Genomic DNA, 18266 nt, shown 5'->3' with positions numbered 1-18266 from the left:
AAGGTCGGGGCGCGGGGTCTCGCGCGCGTCGGGGTGCCAGCACCGCGGCGGCTGGTCCTTGGAGCCTCACGTGAAGGTTGATGCGGAGGCCGCCTTTTCCGCGTGGAAACGCCGTTTTCTTTTGCACGTGACGCGGGCCTCCCAGTACGGTGGATCCGAACGCGCGCGAGGCTCGCTTCACGCTGTGCTTGAAGGTGTCCACCCCGGGTGGCCGCCGATCACCGGGGCGATGTGCCTCGCGCTGACCTCTCGAGATCTCGAACAAAGGGAACCAACACCGTGGCTGCACCCCAGAACTACCTGGCCGTCATCAAGGTCGTCGGCATCGGCGGCGGCGGCGTGAACGCCGTGAACCGCATGATCGAGGTGGGGCTCCGCGGCGTGGAGTTCATCGCCATCAACACGGACGCCCAGGCGCTGCTGATGTCGGACGCGGACGTGAAGCTGGACGTGGGCCGCGAGCTCACCCGTGGACTCGGCGCGGGCGCGAACCCCGAGGTGGGCCGCCAGGCCGCCGAGGACCACGCGGAGGAGATCGAGGAGGTCCTGCGGGGCGCGGACATGGTGTTCGTGACCGCGGGCGAGGGCGGCGGCACCGGCACGGGCGGGGCGCCCGTCGTGGCCCGCATCGCGCGCTCGCTCGGCGCCCTGACCATCGGCGTCGTGACCCGTCCGTTCACGTTCGAGGGCCGCCGTCGCGCCGGCTCCGCCGAGGCGGGCATCGACGCCCTGCGGGACGAGGTCGACACCCTCATCGTGATCCCGAACGACCGCCTGCTGTCCATCTCGGACCGCAACGTCTCGGTCATGGACGCCTTCCGGCAGGCGGACCAGGTGCTCCTCTCCGGCGTCCAGGGCATCACCGACCTGATCACCACCCCGGGCCTGATCAACCTCGACTTCGCGGACGTGAAGTCCGTGATGCAGGGCGCGGGCTCCGCGCTCATGGGCATCGGCCACGCGCAGGGCGAGGACCGCGCCGTCAAGGCGGCCGAGCTGGCGATCGCCTCGCCGCTGCTCGAGGCCTCCATCGACGGCGCGTACGGCGTGCTGCTCTCCATCCAGGGCGGCTCCGACCTCGGCCTCTTCGAGATCAACGAGGCCGCGCGCCTCGTCCAGGAGGTCGCCCACCCGGAGGCCAACATCATCTTCGGCGCGGTCATCGACGACGCCCTCGGCGACGAGGTGCGCGTGACCGTGATCGCCGCGGGCTTCGACAAGGTGGACGTCACCTCCGCCCCGGCCGCCCCGCAGGCCGCGCAGCAGCAGGCGGCCCCGCAGCGGGCCGCGGCCCCCGCGCAGCCGCAGCCCGTCCCCGCCCAGCCGCAGCAGGCCGAGCGCCCCGCCGTGCGCGGCACCGTGCCGCTGGCCCCGCAGGAGCAGCAGCCGCGCCGCCAGCAGGACCTGCCCACCGTGGTGGAGCCGGACCTCGGCGCCGGGTCCTCGGACCTGGACGTCCCGGACTTCCTCAAGTGACGGCCGCGGGGGGGCCGGCCGGGACCGCACGGGTCCCCGCCGGCCCCTTCGTGCACCGCGAGACCGTCCGCACGGCGACGGGCGCCGTGCACGTGGCCTGGACGTCCGTGGCCGCCGGCAACCTCGCGCTGCACGTGGTCCCGCCGGACGAGGCCGAGGGGCCCGCTCGCGTCAGCGCCGCCCGTCGCGCCCTGGAGCGCATGATGGGGGTCCCCGAGGGCGCCACGCTCTATCTGGACCAGGTGCACTCGGCCGACGTCGTGTGGGCGGACGGGCCCGGGCGCGGCGGTGCCCCGGCCCCCGTGGCCGACGCCGCCGTGAGCCGCGACGGGTCCCGTCCGCTGGCCGTCATGGTGGCCGACTGCCTCCCCGTGGTCGTCGTCGACGAGACGACCGGCGCGACCGCCGTGGCCCACGCCGGGCGGCGCGGGCTGCTGGACGGCGTCCTGGAGGCGACCGTCGATCGGCTGCTCTCCCTGCGCCCGGAGACCGACCGGACCGGTCCCGGCCTGCGCGCCTGGATCGGCCCCGGCGTGTGCGGCCGCTGCTACGAGGTGCCCGCCGCCATGCGCGCCGAGGCCGCCGCCCGCCTCCCGGCGACCGCGGCCACCACGTCCTGGGGCACCCCCGCCCTCGACCTGCCTGCCGGCGCCGCACAGGTCCTCCGCGCCCGCGGGGTGGCCACCGCGACGATCGACGTGTGCACGCGCGAGGACGAACGCCTGTTCTCGCACCGCCGGGCGCCCGGTGAGGGCAGGTTCGCCGGCCTCGTCTGGCGCGCCGACCCCGACGCCACCACCCCGAGAGGAGAGGCATGACCGCCCCCGCCACCGCCGGGCCGACCCCGACGGACCCCCGCACCCGGGAGATCGCCGACGCGCTCGCCGCGGTGCGCGCCCGCCTCGCCGACGCCGCGCGGGACGCCGGGCGCGAGGCGGAGCCCGCGCTCGTCGTCGTGACCAAGACCCACCCCGCCGAGGACGTCGTGCGCCTCGCCGCCCTCGGCGTGACCGACGTGGGGGAGAACCGCGACCAGGAGGCCCGGCCCAAGGCCGAGGCCGTCGCCGCGGCCCTGGGGGCGGACGCCCCGCGCTGGCACTTCGTGGGCCAGCTGCAGACCAACAAGGCCAAGTACGTGGTGCGCTACGCGTCCGTGGTGGAGTCGGTGGACCGACCCGAACTGGCCGAGGCGCTCTCGCGAGCGCTCCTGCTGCGGCGCGAGCGCGAGCCCGAGGCCGCGATCCCCGACCTGGAGTGCCTCGTGCAGGTGGACGTCGACGACCGCGCCGACGAGGACCGCCCCGAGGGTATCGGCCCGCGCGGCGGCGCCCGCCCCGAGGACGTCCCCGCCCTCACGGACGCCATCGCAGGCCTGCCGGGCCTACGGCTGGGCGGGCTGATGTGCGTGGCACCGCGCGGCCTGGACCCGGAGGACGCGTTCCGCCGCCTCGCCGCACTCGGCGCGCACCTGCGGCAGACGCATCCGGAGGCCACTGCACTGTCCATGGGGATGAGCGCGGACCTCGAGGCGGCCGTGCGCGCCGGGGCGACACAGGTGCGCATCGGCTCCGACGTTCTGGGGGCGCGGGACGCGGTGGGCTAACGTTGACCCCGCGCGTCCCGGCGGGACGCGACAGGACCGTGCGGACGCACGCGCACCGACGACGAACGACGGCGGCCCCCGGGGCCGGAGGACGTGGTGAAGGAAGACTCATGGCTGGCGCCCTGAAGAAGACGATGATCTACCTCGGCCTGGCCGACGGCGACGAGTACGACGAGCAGCCGCGTGCCGCCGAGCGGGAGGCCGCGCCCCGACACGAGGTCGTCGAGGCGCGCCGCCCCGCGGAGCCGGACACCGACCCCCACATGGAGGCCGTCCGCCCGGCTGCGGTCCGCGATCCCGAGCCGGCCGAGCGGCCGGAGCCCGTGACCCCGTCCGGCTCCACCGCGGCCGAGCCCGTCGAACCCCGGCGTCCGGCGCGTCCCGAGCCGGTCGACCCGGGCTACCGGGCCCCGGTGACCCCCATCAAGCGAGCCGCAGCGTCGTCTGCCGAAGGAGCCTCCGTGCACACCCTGTCCACCGTCCACCCCCGCTCCTACAACGACGCGAAGGCGATCGGCGAGTCCTTCCGCTCCGGCGTCCCCGTGATCATGAACGTGACCGACCTCGGTGAGAACGAGGCCAAGCGCCTCGTGGACTTCGCGGCCGGCCTCGTCTTCGGCCTGCACGGCTCGATCTCCCGCATCACCAGCAAGGTGTTCCTGCTGACCCCGGCCACCGTGGACGTCGTCGGCGCCGAACAGGGCGAGTCCGGCGTGGCCGACTCCCCGTTCGACGGCGACTGAGGTGCCCATGCAGCTGCTCCTCGCCCTCGCCTACATCGCCCTGACGGTGGTGCTCGCGGCGCTGACCGTGCGGATCGTCCTGGACGTCACCCAGTCGTTCGCCCGCCACTGGCGCCCCACCGGGGCGGCCCTCGTGCTGGCCAGCGGCGTGTACGGGGCCACCGATCCATTGCTGCGCCCCGTGCGTCGTGCCGTGCCGCCGGTGAACCTGGGCGGCATCGGCCTGGACGTGGCCTTCCTCATCGTGTTCCTCGGCGTCGTGCTGCTGCGGGTCCTGGTGCTGAGCCTGGCCGGCGTGGCCTGACCCGCGGCCCGGGGCGGCTCCCGGCCCCGGTGGTAGTCTTCGCGGCAGGGTCGGCGTCGCCACTCACCGGCGCGCCGACCGCCGACGCGCCGGGCCGCCCGGCAGTCCCCGAGCATCGAGCAGAGAGCGAGACGGTTCCATGGCGCTGTCCTGGGAAGACGTGGTCAACAAGCAGTTCCAGCCCACGAAGTTCCGCGAGGGCTACGACCAGACCGAGGTGGATGACTTCCTCGACGAGATCGTGGCGGAGTTCAAGCGCCTGATCGCCCTCAACGAGCAGCTCGAGTCCGAGAATGCGGAGCTGCGCGCCGGCGGCGCCGCCCCGGTTGCAGACACCCCGGAGGCCGCCGAGACGCCGTCCCCCGTCGAGGAGCCGGCCCCGGCCGCCGCCCCCGAGGCCGCCGACGCGGCCGCGACCTCCGCCGCCGGCGTCCTGGCCATGGCCCAGCGTCTGCATGACGAGCACGTCGCCGCAGGCGAGCAGCGCAGCACCGAGCTCGTCGCCGAGGCCGAGGCCACCGCGGCCCGGCTCGTCAGCGACGCCGAGGAGCAGAAGGCCCGCACGCTCGAGGCCCTGGCCGAGGAGAGGGCCGGCCTGGAGGGCGAGGTCGAGCAGCTGCGCAGCTTCGAGACCGACTACCGCAGCCGCCTCACCTCCTACATCGAGGGCCAGCTGCGCGAGATCCGCGCCCAGAAGCGCGTCGAGCCCCCCACGCCCACGGCGTGAGCCGAGCCGTCGACGCCACGCCGGCCCCGCGATCCCCTCGCGCGGGCCGGCGAGCCGTGCTCACCGCCCTCGTCGTGGCGGTGCTGGCCTACGCCCTCGACCAGCTGACCAAGTACGCGGTCGAGAGCACGATGCAGCTGGGGGACTCCGTCGCGGTGATCCCCGGGGTGCTGCGATGGCACTACATCCTGAACCCGGGCGCGGCGTTCTCCATCGGCGAGGACCACACCTGGGTGTTCACCGTCATCCAAGCCGTGGTGGCGGTGGCCGCCCTCGTGGGGATCGCCCGCGTGCGCTCGACGCCGTGGGCCCTGGCGCTGGGCGGGCTCGCCGGCGGCGTGCTCGGCAACCTCACGGACCGGCTGTTCCGGCCCCCGGCGTTCGGGCGCGGCCACGTGGTCGACATGATCTCCGTCCCGCATTTCGCGATCTTCAACGTGGCGGACTCGTTCATCGTCTGCTCCGTCATCGGCGTCGCCCTGCTCGTGATGACCGGCCGCCGCCTGGACGGCACACGGGAGGCGTGAGGACATGGGCATGAGACCGGGACTCACCGAGCGGCTCCAGGTCGCCGAAGCCGAGGCGGGCCGACGGGTCGACGCGGTGCTCGCCGACGCGTTCGGCGTCTCCCGCTCGCTGCTGGCGGACTGGTTCTCCCGGGGCCTGGTGCGGGCCGAGTCGCGCTCCGGCCGCAGGGACCGCGTCCTGGCCAAGTCCGCGAAGGCCGTGGCGGGGGAGACCCTCGCCGTCGACGTCCCCGACGACCCCGACCCCCTGGAAGTGAGGGCAGAGCGCGTGGACGCGCTGAGCATCCTGTACGAGGACGAGGACCTGGTGGCCGTGGACAAGCCCACCGGCGTGGCCGCGCACCCCTCGCCCGGCTGGGTCGGGCCCACCGTGGTGGGCGCCCTGGCCGCCCTCGGCTACGACATCACCACCTCGGGCGCCCCCGAGCGCCAGGGGATCGTGCACCGGCTCGACGTCGGCACCACCGGGGTCATGGTCGTGGCCAAGACCGAGCGCGCCTACACGGCCATGAAGGACCAGTTCCGCGAGCGCGTGCCGGAGAAGGTCTACCACGCCGTGGTCCAGGGCATCCCGGACCCGCTGAGCGGCACCGTGGATGCGCCCATCGGGCGGCATCCCGGCCACCACTGGAAGTTCGCGGTGCTCGACGACGGCCGGCCGTCCGTGACCCACTACGCGACGCTCGAGGTGTTCGGCCGGGCCACCCTGCTCGAGGTCCACCTGGAGACCGGGCGCACCCACCAGATCCGCGTGCACACCTCGGCGCTGCGCCACCCGTGCGTCGGCGACCTCACGTACGGGGCGGATCCGCGCCTGGCGGCCGAGCTCGGGCTGACCCGCCAGTGGCTGCACGCCCACCGGCTGGCGTTCCCGCACCCGGTCACGGGGGAGCCGGTGACGATCACCTCCCCGTATCCGGAGGACCTCGCCCACGCCCTGGCGGCGCTGCGCGGCGACGAGGACTGAGCCTGCACCGTCGACGTGACCCCCGTCCCGGTCCGGCCCCGCCGCCCGGGCACCACGAGTAGGCTGGTGCGGCCCCGCTGTCCTCCCCGTCGAAAGGCCCACCCCGCATGACCGTGTCCGCCGACGCCCGCGCCGACGCCGTGAAGGACGGCGGCTTCGTCCACCTGCACACGCACACCGAGTACTCCATGCTCGACGGCGCCGCGAAGCTGGACGACCTGTTCGCCGAGGCTCAGCGGCTGGGCATGGACTCGCTGGCCATCACGGACCACGGCTACCTCTTCGGCGCCTACGACTTCTGGTCCAAGGCGAAGGCGGCGGGCGTCAAGCCGATCATCGGGCTCGAGGCCTACGTGGCCCCCGGGCATCAGCACCGCACGGACAAGGAGAAGACCCGCTGGGGCGAGCCCCACCAGCGGGGGGACGACGTGTCCGGCGGCGGTGCGTACACGCACATGACGCTGCTGAGCGAGACCACCGAGGGGATGCACAACCTGTTCCGGATGGGCTCGATCGCCTCGCTGGACTCGGTGTACGCCAAGTGGCCGCGGCTGGACCGGGAGCTGCTGAGCCAGTACTCGAAGGGCCTGATCGCCACCACGGGCTGCCCCTCCGGCGAGGTGCAGACGCGCCTGCGCCTGGGCCAGTACCGGGAGGCGATGCAGGCGGCCTCGGACTTCCGGGACATCTTCGGCAAGGACAACTACTACTGCGAGATCATGCACCACGGCCTCGACATCGAGCGCCGGGTGATGACGGACCTGCGCCGGCTCGCCAAGGACCTGGGCCTGCCGTTCGTGGCCACGAACGACCTGCACTACACCCACGAGCACGACGCCAAGGCGCACGAGGCGCTGCTGGCCCTGCAGTCGGGCTCGAAGCTCAACGAGCCCAGCTACGACCAGGGCGGCTCCCGCTTCGCGTTCTCCGGCACCGAGTACTACCTGAAGTCCCCGCGGCAGATGCGCGAGCTCTTCGCGGAGCTGCCCGAGGCCTGCGACAACACGCTGCTCATCGCCGAGCGGTGCGAGGTCGAGTTCGACACGAAGGCCAACTACATGCCGGTCTTCCCCACGCCGGAGGGCGAGGACGAGACCAGCTGGCTCATCAAGGAGGTCGCCTCCGGTCTGGCCTACCGCTACCCGGACGGCGTGCCGGACCACGTGCGCAAGCAGGCGGACTACGAGCTGGACGTCATCATCTCGATGGGCTTCCCCGGGTACTTCCTCGTCGTGGCCGACTTCATCAACTGGGCCAAGGAGAACGGCATCCGGGTGGGCCCGGGCCGTGGCTCGGGCGCCGGATCGATGGTGGCGTACGCGCTGCGCATCACGGACCTGGACCCGCTCAAGCACGGGCTGATCTTCGAGCGGTTCCTCAACCCGGACCGCGTGTCCATGCCCGACTTCGACGTCGACTTCGACGACCGCCGTCGCTCCGAGGTGATCGACTACGTCACCCGCAAGTACGGCGACGAGCGCGTCACCATGATCGTCACGTACGGCACCATCAAGACCAAGCAGGCCCTGAAGGACTCGGCCCGCGTGATGGACCAGCCGTTCTCGATGGGCGAGTCCCTCACCAAGGCGCTGCCGCCGGCGGTGATGGCCAAGGACATCCCGCTCAAGGACATCGAGGACCCCGCGGCCCCGCGCTACGGGGAGGCCGCGCCCTTCCGCGAGCTGATCGCCACGGACCCGGTGGCGAAGGAGGTCTTCGAGACCGCCAAGGGTCTCGAGGGTCTGAAGCGGCAGTGGGGCGTGCACGCGGCCGGCGTGATCATGTCCTCGGTGCCGGTGATCGACGTCATCCCGATCATGCGTCGTCTCCAGGACGGCCAGGTCATCACCCAGTTCGACTACCCGATGGCGGAGTCCCTGGGCCTGATCAAGATGGACTTCCTGGGGCTGCGCAACCTCACGATCATCTCGGACGCGCTCGAGAACGTGAAGGCGAACCAGGGCGTGGACCTGGACCTGGAGACCCTCGACGTGGACGACCCGGCGGCCTACGAGCTGCTGGCCCGCGGCGACACCCTCGGCGTGTTCCAGCTCGACGGCGGCCCCATGCGCTCGCTGCTGAAGATGATGCGCCCGGACAACTTCGAGGACATCTCGGCGACCATCGCCCTGTACCGCCCCGGCCCCATGGGCGCGAACTCGCACACCAACTACGCGCTGCGCAAGAACGGGCAGCAGGAGATCACCCCGATCCACCCGGAGCTGGAGGAGCCGCTGCGGGAGATCCTGGACACCACCTACGGCCTGATCGTGTATCAGGAGCAGGTCATGGCGATCGCCCAGAAGGTGGCGGGCTACTCGCTCGGCCAGGCCGACATCCTGCGCCGCGCGATGGGCAAGAAGAAGAAGTCGGAGCTGGACAAGCAGTACGAGGCGTTCCACCAGGGCATGCTGGACCGCGGCTACTCGGAGGCCGCGGTGAAGGCCCTGTGGGACATCCTGCTGCCCTTCTCGGACTACGCGTTCAACAAGGCGCACTCGGCCGCCTACGGCCTGGTCTCCTACTGGACGGCCTACCTCAAGGCGCACTACCCGGCGGAGTACATGGCGGCGCTGCTCACCTCGGTGGGCGACGACAAGGACAAGCTGGCCATGTACCTCAACGAGTGCCGCCACATGGGCATCACGGTGCTGCCCCCGGACGTGAACGAGTCCCACCTGACCTTCACCCCCGTCGGCCGGGACATCCGCTTCGGCATGGGCGCCGTCCGCAACGTGGGCGCCAACGTGGTCAAGGGCATGGTCCAGGCGCGCGAGGACAAGGGCTCGTACACGGGCTTCGGCGACTTCCTGGCGAAGGTGCCGCTCGTGGTGTGCAACAAGCGCACCATCGAGTCCATGATCAAGGCCGGCGCCTTCGACTCCCTCGGCTACGCCCGCCGCGCCCTGCTGGCCGTGCACGAGGAGGCCGTGGACGCCACCGTGGCGCAGAAGCGCAAGGAGGATCACGGCGAGTTCACCTTCGACCTGTTCGCGCTCGGCGGCGGCGACGAGGACGACTCCGACGCCGCGGACGGCGTCGCCGTCCCGGACCTGCCGGAGTGGGCCAAGAAGGAGAAGCTCGCGTTCGAGCGCGAGATGCTGGGCCTGTACGTGTCCGACCATCCGCTGCAGGGCCTCGACGGCGTCCTGGCCCAGCACGCCGACGTCCAGATCACCCGCGTGCTCGACGACGACGGGCCCGCGGACGGCGCGATCGTCACCATCGCGGGCCTGGTCACCACGCTCGAGCGCCGCATCGCCAAGTCCTCGGGCAACGCGTACGCGCGCTGCGAGATCGAGGACCTCGGCGGCTCGATGGACGTCATGTTCTTCGGCCAGGTGTACGCGCCCATCGCGATGATGCTGGCCGAGGACCTCGTCGTCGCCGTCAAGGGCAGGGTGCAGCGCCGGGACGACGGGTCGGTGTCCCTGTCGGCGATGGAGCTGACCATCCCGGAGCTCTCGGACGGCCCCGGCGGCCCCGTGCGGATCACGCTGCCCGCGTTCAAGGCCACGGAGCAGGTCATGGGCCAGCTGGCGGACGTGCTGCGCACCCACGAGGGCTCCTCGGAGGTGCGGCTGTCCCTGGTGGGCCAGCGTGCCACGCAGGAGTTCCAGCTGGGCCCGCAGTTCCGGGTGAGCCCGAACCCGGCGCTGTTCGGGGACCTCAAGATCCTGCTGGGTCCGGCCTGCCTCGGCTGAGCGGACGTAGCATGGGAGTGCCCCGCCCAGGAGGAGAGAGCTGATGCACTGCCCGTTCTGCCGTCATGAGGACTCGCGCGTGGTCGACTCGCGCTCCCTCGACGACGGCTCCGCCATCCGTCGGCGTCGGCAGTGTCAGGCCTGCGGGAAGCGGTTCACCACCATGGAGACCACCGCCCTGACCGTCGTCAAGCGCTCCGGGGTGGCGGAGCCGTTCGACCGCTCCAAGGTGATCAACGGCGTCCGGAAGGCGTGCCAGGGGCGGCCGGTGACGAGCGACGACCTGGCCATGCTCGCCCAGGAGGTCGAGGAGACGGTCCGTGCCACGGGCAACGCCGAGGTGGACGCCCACGACGTCGGCCTGGCCATCCTCGATCCGCTGCGCCGTCTCGACCAGGTGGCCTTCCTGCGCTTCGCCTCCGTCTACCGGGACTTCGAGTCCCTCGACGACTTCGAGGAGGCCATCGCGGAGCTCCGGGCCGGTGACGGGGACGACCGCGGCCGTCCCGCCGTGCAGCCGCGGCTGTTCACCCGCTGACCTGGGCCGATGCGACGGCGCGGCCGGGATCGACGCTGCAGTGGTGCGCACGGCCTCCAGGCGCTACAGTGATCCCCGGGTCGACCTCGGTCGGCCCGGCAAGACTGCCGAGGGCGGTTCCGGAGGGGAAGCCGGAACCGCCCTCGGTGTCTGCGCCCTCAGTTGCCGTCGGCGAGCGAGCCGTGCGCGGCCAGGGCGGCGCCCACGATGCCCGCGTTGTTCTGCAGCTGGGCCGGGACGATCGGGGTGCGCAGGCGCAGCAGCGGCAGGTAGTCGTCCGGCCGCTTGGAGATGCCGCCGCCGACGATGAACAGGTCGGGCGAGAAGATCCGCTCCACGTGGGAGAAGAAGCGCTGCAGTCGCTCGGCGTACTCGGCCCAGCTGAGCTGATCGCGCTCCCGGGCCTTCGCGGAGGCCCGCGACTCGGCCATCACGCCGTCGAGCTCCAGGGATCCGACCTCGAAGTTCGGGACGAGCACGCCGTCGTGGATCATCGCGCCGCCGATGCCGGTGCCGAGCGTGATCACGTGCACCAGGCCGCGCACGCCCCGCCCGGCCCCGTAGCGGGCCTCCGCGAGGCCGGCCGCGTCGGCGTCGTTGACCACGGTCACGGGGCGGCGCAGGTGCTCCTCGAACGTGCCGCGCAGATCGGTGCCGATCCACGAGTGGTCGATGTTGTTCGCGGACAGGCACACCCCGTCCTTGACGATCGAGGGGAAGCACACGCCCAGCGGGGCGGAGGGCTTCGGCGCCTTCTCGCGCCCGTCGAGCTCGGCGGTGATGGCCGCCAGGGTCGCCGCCACGGGCTCGGGCATGGCCGGCTGCGGCGTGGGGATGCGGAAGCGGTCCCCGCGCAGGGTGCCGGCCTTCGGCCCCGACCCGAGGCGGACCAGGCCGCCCTTCATGCCGGTCCCCCCGACGTCGATGCCGATCGTCGTGGGGTACTTGGAGGAGCGCTGGGCGGTGCTGGTGTGCGTCGTCACGGCCCCCAGCTTAGTGCCGGGTCACGGCAGCGTGAGAATCTCCGCGCCGTCGTCCGTGACCACGATCGTGTGCTCGAACTGCGCGGTGCGACGGCGGTCGCGGGTCACCACGGTCCAGCCGTCGTCCCACTGGTCCCACTCGATCGTGCCGAGGGTGAGCATCGGCTCGATGGTGAACACCATGCCGGGCACGAGCAGGCGGTCGTGGGCCGGGGCCGCGTCGTAGTGGGGGATCACGAGGCCGGAGTGGAAGTCCACGCCCACGCCGTGGCCGATGAAGTCGCGCACCACGCCGTAGCCGAAGCGCTTGGCGTAGGACTCGATGGCGCGGCCGATCACGTTGACCTGACGGCCGGGCTTCACGGCGCGGATGCCGCGGCGCAGGGCCTCCTCGGTGCGCTCGACGAGCAGCCGGGACTCCTCGTCCACGTCGCCGACCAGGTAGGTGCGGTTGTGGTCCCCGTGGACGCCGTCCAGGTACGCGGTGATGTCCAGGTTGACGATGTCCCCGTCCTCCAGGACGGTGCCGTCCGGGATGCCGTGGCAGATGACCTCGTTGATCGAGGTGCAGATGGACCGCGGGAAGCCGCGGTAGCCCAGGCAGGACGGGTAGGCGCCGCGCTCCACGAGGAAGGCGTGCGCGATCCGGTCCAGCTCGTCCGTGGTGACGCCCGGGCGGATGTGGGCGGCGGTGTGCTCCATGGCCTGCGCGGCCAGGCGGCCGGCGGCGCGGATCCGCTCGACGCCGGTGGCGTCGTAGACGTCCGAGGCGTTGCCCTCGTCCGGGGTGGCCCTGCCGACGTACTCGGGGCGCGGGATCGCGGCCGGCACGGGCGGGGCGGGGGACGGGGCCCCGGGCGTCAGAGTGCCGACGGGGGCGAGCGACCCGGGCTCCGGTGCGGTGGGGCCCGCGGGGCGGGGACCGTTGTGGCTGGACGGGGCGGCGGGGTTCTGACGCTGGGACATGTCCTCCAGCCTATCGGCCCGGCTACTGTGGCCCCCATGACCGAGACGAGCGAGTTCTGGTACAACGTCAACACGCATCAGGTGGAGGTGGGCGCCCAGTCGGACTGGTCCCAGCTGCTGGGCCCGTTCGGCACCCGTGAGGAGGCCCAGGCCGCGATGGACCGCGTGCGGGCGAACAACGAGGCCGCCGACGCCGAGGACGCGCGCGACGACGACTGGGACAGCCGTCCCGTCGACGACGCCTCCTGACCGCGGCACCGGACGACACCGGGCCCCCGTCCCTCGGGACGGGGGCCCGGTCGTCTCAGGGGGCGGGTTCAGCCCTCGAAGCCGTGCTCCGGGGCCGGGAACGCGCCGTCGAGCACGTCCGCGCGATAGGCCCGGACCGCCTCACCCACGACCTCGTGCAGGCGGGCGTACTGACGGACGAACCGGGGCACCCGTCCCTCGCGTAGACCGAGCATGTCCTGCCACACGAGCACCTGGCCCGTGGTGCCCGGGCCCGCGCCGATGCCCACGGTGGGCACCCGCAGTGCGGCGTCGACGGCGGCGGCGACGTCCGAGGGGACCATCTCCATCAGGACGGCGAACGCCCCCGCGGCCTCGAGGGCCTGGGCCGACACGGTCATCCGCTCGGCCGCCCCCGCGCCGCGGCCCTGCACCCGGTAGCCGCCGAGCACGTGCTCGGACTGCGGGGTGAAGCCGATGTGGGCCATGACCGCGACGCCGGCGGCCGTCATCGCGGCCACGTGCTCGGCGAAGCGCTCGTCGCCCTCCACCTTGACGGCGTGCGCGCCGGACTCCTTCACGAGGCGGACGGCCGACTCGACGGCCTGCCGCGGGGAGGCCTCGTACGAGCCGAAGGGCAGGTCCGCGACCACGAGGGCACGCTCGGCACCGCGCACCACGGCCTGGGTGAACAGGATCATCTGGTCCAGGGTGACCGGCAGGGTGGTCGGGTGGCCCAGCATGGTGTTGCCCACCGAGTCGCCCACGAGCAGCACCTCGACGCCGGCCTCGTCGAACAGGGCCGCCGTCATCGCGTCGTAGGTGGTGAGCATCGCGAAGCGCCGGCCCTCGTCCTTGGCCCGCTGCAGGTGGACCGTCCGGTACCGGGACGGGGCGGGCGGACCGTAGGGGGCGGTGTCGTCAGGCTGCCGGGGGGACTGGGGAGCAGACATGGGCCGGAGTCTACGCGGCGCGTCTAGAGTGGCGGCATGGATCGACAGCAGGACTACGTGCTCCGCACCATCGAGGACCGGGACGTCAGGTTCGTCCGGCTCTGGTTCACGGACGTGATCGGCACCCTGAAGTCGGTGGCCCTGTCTCCGGCCGAGGTGGAGAACGCCTTCACGGAGGGCCTGGGCTTCGACGGCTCCTCGATCGACGGATACACCCGCATCTCCGAGTCGGACATGCTGCTGCAGCCCGACCCCTCGACCTTCCAGATCCTGCCGTGGCGCGGCGACCAGGGACAGAGCTCCCGGATGTTCTGCGACGTGCTCACCCCGGACGGCCGCCCCGCCCCCGCCGACCCGCGGCACGTGCTGCGCCGCGTGCTGGACCGGGCCGCCGACCGGGGCTTCACGTGCTTCACCCACCCGGAGATCGAGTTCTACCTCCTGCAGTCGGACCAGCCCGGCCCGGACGGGGAGCCGGTGCCCGTGGACCGCGCGGGCTACTTCGACAACGTGCCCGGCTCCGACGCGGCCGACTTCCGCCGCGACGCCGTCAGCCTCCTCGAGGGGATGGGCATCTCCGTCGAGTTCAGCCACCACGAGAACGGCCCCGGCCAGAACGAGATCGACCTGCGCGCGGCGGACGCGCTCACGACGGCGGACAACGTGATGACGTTCCGGACCGTCGTCAAGGAGGTCGCCGCCGCCCAGGGCACCTACGCCACGTTCATGCCCAAGCCGTTCTCCCACCACCCGGGCTCCGGCATGCACACCCACTTCTCCCTCTTCGAGGGTGACGCGAACGCGTTCTACGACCCCGCGGACGAGTTCCGGCTCTCCGTCACGGGCCGCCGGTTCATCGCGGGCCTGCTGCGCCACTCCGTGGAGATCACCGCGGTGACCCACCAGTTCGTGAACTCCTACAAGCGCCTCTGGGGCGGGGGAGAGGCCCCGTCGTACACCTCGTGGGGGCACAACAACCGCTCCGCCCTCGTGCGCGTGCCCCTGTACAAGCCGGACAAGGCCGGCTCGGCCCGCATCGAGTACCGCGGCATCGACGCCTCGGCCAACCCGTACCTCGCCTACGCCCTGCTGATCGCGGCCGGGCTCAAGGGCATCGAGGAGGGCTACGAGCTGCCCGAGTCCGCCGCCGAGGACATCAGCGCGCTGACCACCCACGAGCGGCGCGTGCTCGGCCACGTCCCCCTGCCCGGCACCCTGCACGACGCCCTGCGCGCCGCCGAGGAGTCCGAGTTCGTGGCATCCGTTCTGGGCGAGCACGTCTTCGACGCCCTGCTGCGCAACAAGCGCCAGGAGTGGGACGACTACCGGGTGGAGGTCACGCCGTACGAGCTGCGGCGCTACCTCTCCGGCCTCTGAGGCGCCGGCCGTGTCCGCCCTGCCCGACGCGGCGACCGCCGACGCCCCGGACCGCCGCACCCTCGCGCACGCCGGCGTCGCCGACGCCGGCCGCGTGCAGACGCTGCTCACCTCGCCCGAGTTCGAGGGCGTGGACGTGCGTCCCCTTGTCGAGCTCCTCGGCCACGCCGCCGATCCCGACCGGGCCCTGCTGCTGTGGGTGCGCCTGGCCGAGCGCGAGCCCCGCGTCCACCACGCCCTCCGGGACCCCGAGACGACGGCCCGCCTGCTGCGGCTGCTCGGCGCCTCCGAGGCCCTCGGCGAGTTCCTCATCCGCCGTCCCGAGCAACTGGACCTCGTCCTCGACCCGGACGCGGCCGCCGCCACCGCGCCCGCCCTCGCCCAGCCCGACCCGACCGCCGGCGAGCCCTGGGGTGATGCGTCCGCCGCCCTGCGCCGCCTGCTCCTGGACTCGGTGGACGCCGACCCGGACGCCGACCGCCCCCTCGCGGCCGTCACCGGCAAGGACGCCGCCGTCGCCTTGCGCCGCGCCTACCGCCGCCAGCTGGCCGCGATCGCCCTGCGCGACCTCGACTCCGCCGAGCCCACGGCGGCCATGCCCTCGGTGGGCCGCTGGCTCGCGGACCTGGCCGGCGCCGCCGTGGACGCGGCGCTCGCCGTCTCACGGGCCGTCCTCACCGAGCGGGAGGGCCCCGTGGTGGACCGCGTGGACCTCGCCGTGATCGGCATGGGCAAGTGCGGCGCCGGCGAACTCAACTACGTCTCAGACGTGGACGTCGTGTTCGCCCACGCCGTCCGCGAGGCCGCGGACGGCGCGGACCCCGACGCCGAGGTCCCGGACGGGCCGCGCGCCGCCGCGCTCGCGGCCGAGCTGGCCGCGGGCATCGGCCGCGTGATCCAGGGCGCGGCCCCCGAGCCGGGACTGTGGGAAGTCGACGCCAACCTGCGTCCCGAGGGCAAGGACGGCGCCCTGAGCCGCACCGTGGAGTCCCACGCCGAGTACTACCGCCGCTGGGCCCACGGCTGGGAGTTCCAGGCCCTGCTCAAGGCCCGCCCCATCGCGGGCTCGCCACAGCTCGGCGAGCGCTACATCGCGGAAATCTGGCCCCGGGTGTGGGAGTCCTCCGCGCGCGACGGGTTCGTCGAGTCCGTCCGGGCCATGCGCGCCCGGGTCCTGGACACCCTCGCCCCCGCGGAGCGCGAGCGGGAGATCAAGCTCGGGCCCGGCGGCCTGCGCGACGTCGAGTTCACGGCCCAGCTGCTCCAGCTCGTGCACGGCCGTGCGGACGAGTCGCTGCGGGTGCGCGGCACGCTCGACGCGGTGCGGGCGCTGCACGCCGCCTCCTACGTCACCACGCGAGACGCGCGGGCGTTCGACGAGCACTACCGGTGGCTGCGCACCCTCGAGCACCGCATCCAGCTCGTGCACCTGCGGCGCACCCACCTGATGCCGGTCAAGGAAGAGGCCCGCCGCGTCGTCGCCCGGTCGATGCGCGGCGCCGCCGACCGGGGCCCCGCCACCGGCGAGGACCTCCAGGCCGAGTTCACGCGCGTGCGCCGCGCCGTGCGCGGTCTCCACGAGACCGTGTTCTACCGGCCGCTGCTGTCGACGACGGCCGCCCTGTCCGCCGAGGACGTGCGGCTGTCCGCGGAGGCCGTCCGCGACCGCCTGGCGGCGCTGGGCTACCGCGACCCGCAGGGCGCCCTGCGGCACATCGAGGCCCTCACGCAGGGCGTCTCGCGCCGGGCCGCGGTCCAGCGGCAGCTGCTGCCGGCCATGCTCGGCTGGTTCGCGCGGGGCGCCGACCCCGACGGCGGCCTGCTCGCCTTCCGCCGGCTCTCCGAGTCGCTGGGCGGCACGGCCTGGTATCTGCGGATGCTCCGCGACTCCTCGGACGCCGCCCGGCGGCTGTGCCTGGTCCTGTCCGGCTCCCGGTTCGTGGGGGACCTGCTCGAGCACTCGCCCGAGGCCGTGGCCTGGGTGGGGGACGACCGGGAGCTCGACCCCCGGGGCGCCATACAGCTCTGGCGCCAGGTCGACGCGCGGCTCGACCGCCGCGTGGCCGCGGAGGAGGCCCCCGCGGCCGTGCGCCATGTGCGGCAGGTGCGCCGCAGCGAGACCCTGCGCGTGGCCCTGGCGGACATCTCGGGGCTGCTGGACCTCGAGGCCGTCACCGGGGCCCTGTCGGACATCGACCAGATCACCGTCGTCGGCGCCCTGCGCGTGGCCTCGCGCGCCGTCGTCGGGGACGCCGACCCGCTCACCGACGTGCTCGTGGTGGCCATGGGCCGCCAGGGCGGCCGGGAGATCACCTACGGCTCGGACCTGGACGCCCTGTTCGTGCACCGGCCACGCCCCGGCGTCGACGAGGGGCGGGCGCGCGAGCAGGCCGAGGAGGTCGTGCGGACGCTGATGTCCCTGCTGCACCGCCCCGCGACCCCGCCGCTGCCCGGCGAGCGGCCGCTCGAGGTGGACGCCGACCTGCGCCCCGAGGGGCGCCAGGGGCCGCTCGTGCGCACCCTGGACTCGTACCGGGAGTACTACGGGCGCTGGGCGGAGATGTGGGAGCGTCAGGCGCTGCTGCGCGCCCGGCCCCTGGCCGGCGACGACGACCTGGCCACCGACTTCCGGCGGTGGGCCGACGGGGTCCGCTACGCCGGGGACCTGACCACCGCGGACGCGCGGGAGATCCGGCGCATCAAGGCCCGTGTGGAGGCCGAGCGCCTGCCCCGCGGCGCGGACCCCTCCCGGCACGTCAAGCTCGGCCGCGGCGGGCTCTCGGACGTGGAGTGGCTGGTGCAGTCCCTGCAGCTGCGCCACGCGGGAGAGGTCGAGGACCTGCGGGTCACCGGCACGCTGCCGGCCCTGCGGGCGATCGCCCGGCACGGGCTGCTGCCCGAGGCCGAGGTCGCCGTGCTGGAGGAGGCGTGGCTGCTGGCCACCCGGATCCGCGCCGCCCTGCTGCTGTGGACGGGCAAGGTCTCGGACGTGCTGCCCACGAACATGCGCGACCTCGAGGCCGTGGCCCGCCTCAGCGGGGTGGGCACGGCCGGCGGGGAGCTCGAGGAGCGCTACCTGCGGGTGACCCGCCTGGCCCGTCAGGTGTTCGAGACCCGGTTCTACGGGCTCTGAACGACGCCGGCCCGCCACCTCGACGGGGTGGCGGGCC

At 73.3% G+C, this 18266-nt stretch carries 16 protein-coding genes; 13 read left to right on the top strand and 3 right to left on the bottom strand.

Going from position 1 to position 18266, the window contains the following annotated elements:
* The first annotated feature begins 279 nt into the window (after positions 1-279).
* From ftsZ to nrdR, 10 genes are all read left to right on the top strand, one after another.
* Positions 280-1476, top strand: coding sequence for a cell division protein FtsZ (gene ftsZ / locus ACUW6W_RS05265; protein WP_087115019.1), 1197 nt, complete (start codon positions 280-282; stop codon positions 1474-1476).
* The gene (locus ACUW6W_RS05260) at positions 1473-2294 is read left to right on the top strand and encodes a polyphenol oxidase family protein (protein WP_122054365.1); all 822 of its coding nucleotides are present in this window, start codon (positions 1473-1475) and stop codon (positions 2292-2294) included. The genes ftsZ and ACUW6W_RS05260 overlap by 4 nt, the downstream gene beginning before the upstream one ends.
* Positions 2291-3079, top strand: a complete 789-nt coding sequence (locus tag ACUW6W_RS05255) for a YggS family pyridoxal phosphate-dependent enzyme (RefSeq protein ID WP_010078507.1) — start codon at positions 2291-2293, stop codon at positions 3077-3079. The genes ACUW6W_RS05260 and ACUW6W_RS05255 overlap by 4 nt, the downstream gene beginning before the upstream one ends.
* A 110-nt stretch (positions 3080-3189) precedes the next feature.
* Entirely contained in the window at positions 3190-3822 is a 633-nt protein-coding gene (sepF, locus tag ACUW6W_RS05250) for a cell division protein SepF (protein WP_115260969.1), read from the top strand.
* Between the two features lie 7 nt (positions 3823-3829).
* Positions 3830-4126, top strand: coding sequence for a YggT family protein (locus ACUW6W_RS05245; RefSeq protein WP_010078509.1), 297 nt, complete (start codon positions 3830-3832; stop codon positions 4124-4126).
* 139 nt (positions 4127-4265) lie between these two features.
* On the top strand, positions 4266-4853 hold the full coding sequence (locus ACUW6W_RS05240) for a DivIVA domain-containing protein (protein ID WP_087115015.1): 588 nt from the start codon (positions 4266-4268) through the stop codon (positions 4851-4853).
* 56 nt (positions 4854-4909) lie between these two features.
* Positions 4910-5380, top strand: a complete 471-nt coding sequence (gene lspA, locus ACUW6W_RS05235; protein ID WP_010078511.1) for a signal peptidase II — start codon at positions 4910-4912, stop codon at positions 5378-5380.
* Positions 5381-5384: 4 nt separating this feature from the next.
* The gene (locus ACUW6W_RS05230) at positions 5385-6347 is read left to right on the top strand and encodes an RluA family pseudouridine synthase (protein ID WP_454179897.1); all 963 of its coding nucleotides are present in this window, start codon (positions 5385-5387) and stop codon (positions 6345-6347) included.
* Positions 6348-6454: 107 nt separating this feature from the next.
* Positions 6455-10051, top strand: coding sequence for a DNA polymerase III subunit alpha (gene dnaE / locus ACUW6W_RS05225; protein WP_044659512.1), 3597 nt, complete (start codon positions 6455-6457; stop codon positions 10049-10051).
* Between the two features lie 43 nt (positions 10052-10094).
* A complete protein-coding gene (gene nrdR / locus ACUW6W_RS05220) occupies positions 10095-10589 on the top strand; it encodes a transcriptional regulator NrdR (RefSeq protein WP_002855838.1) in 495 nt (164 codons plus the stop codon).
* Between the two features lie 158 nt (positions 10590-10747).
* Here the strand turns inward: nrdR and ppgK are convergent, their stop codons facing one another.
* Both ppgK and map read right to left on the bottom strand, forming a co-directional pair.
* Positions 10748-11572 carry a polyphosphate--glucose phosphotransferase gene (ppgK, locus tag ACUW6W_RS05215; RefSeq protein WP_049146942.1) on the bottom strand — a complete coding sequence of 275 codons (825 nt, stop codon included), beginning with the start codon at positions 11570-11572 and terminating at the stop codon, positions 10748-10750.
* Positions 11573-11593: 21 nt separating this feature from the next.
* Positions 11594-12538, bottom strand: coding sequence for a type I methionyl aminopeptidase (gene map, locus ACUW6W_RS05210; protein ID WP_127435149.1), 945 nt, complete (start codon positions 12536-12538; stop codon positions 11594-11596).
* A gap of 36 nt (positions 12539-12574) precedes the next feature.
* Here map and ACUW6W_RS05205 point away from each other — a divergent pair, with 36 nt between their 5' ends.
* Positions 12575-12787, top strand: a complete 213-nt coding sequence (locus tag ACUW6W_RS05205; protein ID WP_036340724.1) for an SPOR domain-containing protein — start codon at positions 12575-12577, stop codon at positions 12785-12787.
* A gap of 68 nt (positions 12788-12855) precedes the next feature.
* Here ACUW6W_RS05205 and panB read toward each other — a convergent pair whose 3' ends face one another.
* On the bottom strand, positions 12856-13719 hold the full coding sequence (panB, locus tag ACUW6W_RS05200; protein ID WP_044659514.1) for a 3-methyl-2-oxobutanoate hydroxymethyltransferase: 864 nt from the start codon (positions 13717-13719) through the stop codon (positions 12856-12858).
* Positions 13720-13755: 36 nt separating this feature from the next.
* Between panB and ACUW6W_RS05195 the strand changes: the two genes are divergently transcribed.
* Together ACUW6W_RS05195 and ACUW6W_RS05190 are read left to right on the top strand one after the other, a co-directional pair.
* Positions 13756-15096 (top strand): glutamine synthetase family protein, encoded by a 1341-nt coding sequence (locus ACUW6W_RS05195; RefSeq protein WP_044659515.1) that lies wholly within the window; start codon positions 13756-13758, stop codon positions 15094-15096.
* 10 nt (positions 15097-15106) lie between these two features.
* The gene (locus ACUW6W_RS05190; RefSeq protein WP_082067608.1) at positions 15107-18229 is read left to right on the top strand and encodes a bifunctional [glutamine synthetase] adenylyltransferase/[glutamine synthetase]-adenylyl-L-tyrosine phosphorylase; all 3123 of its coding nucleotides are present in this window, start codon (positions 15107-15109) and stop codon (positions 18227-18229) included.
* Positions 18230-18266: the final 37 nt, after the last annotated feature.

It is taken from the genome of Micrococcus sp. 093350064-1, assembly GCF_053627955.1.
Note: the sequence above shows the minus strand (reverse complement) of the source record. Positions and strands in the feature narration are given on the sequence as shown.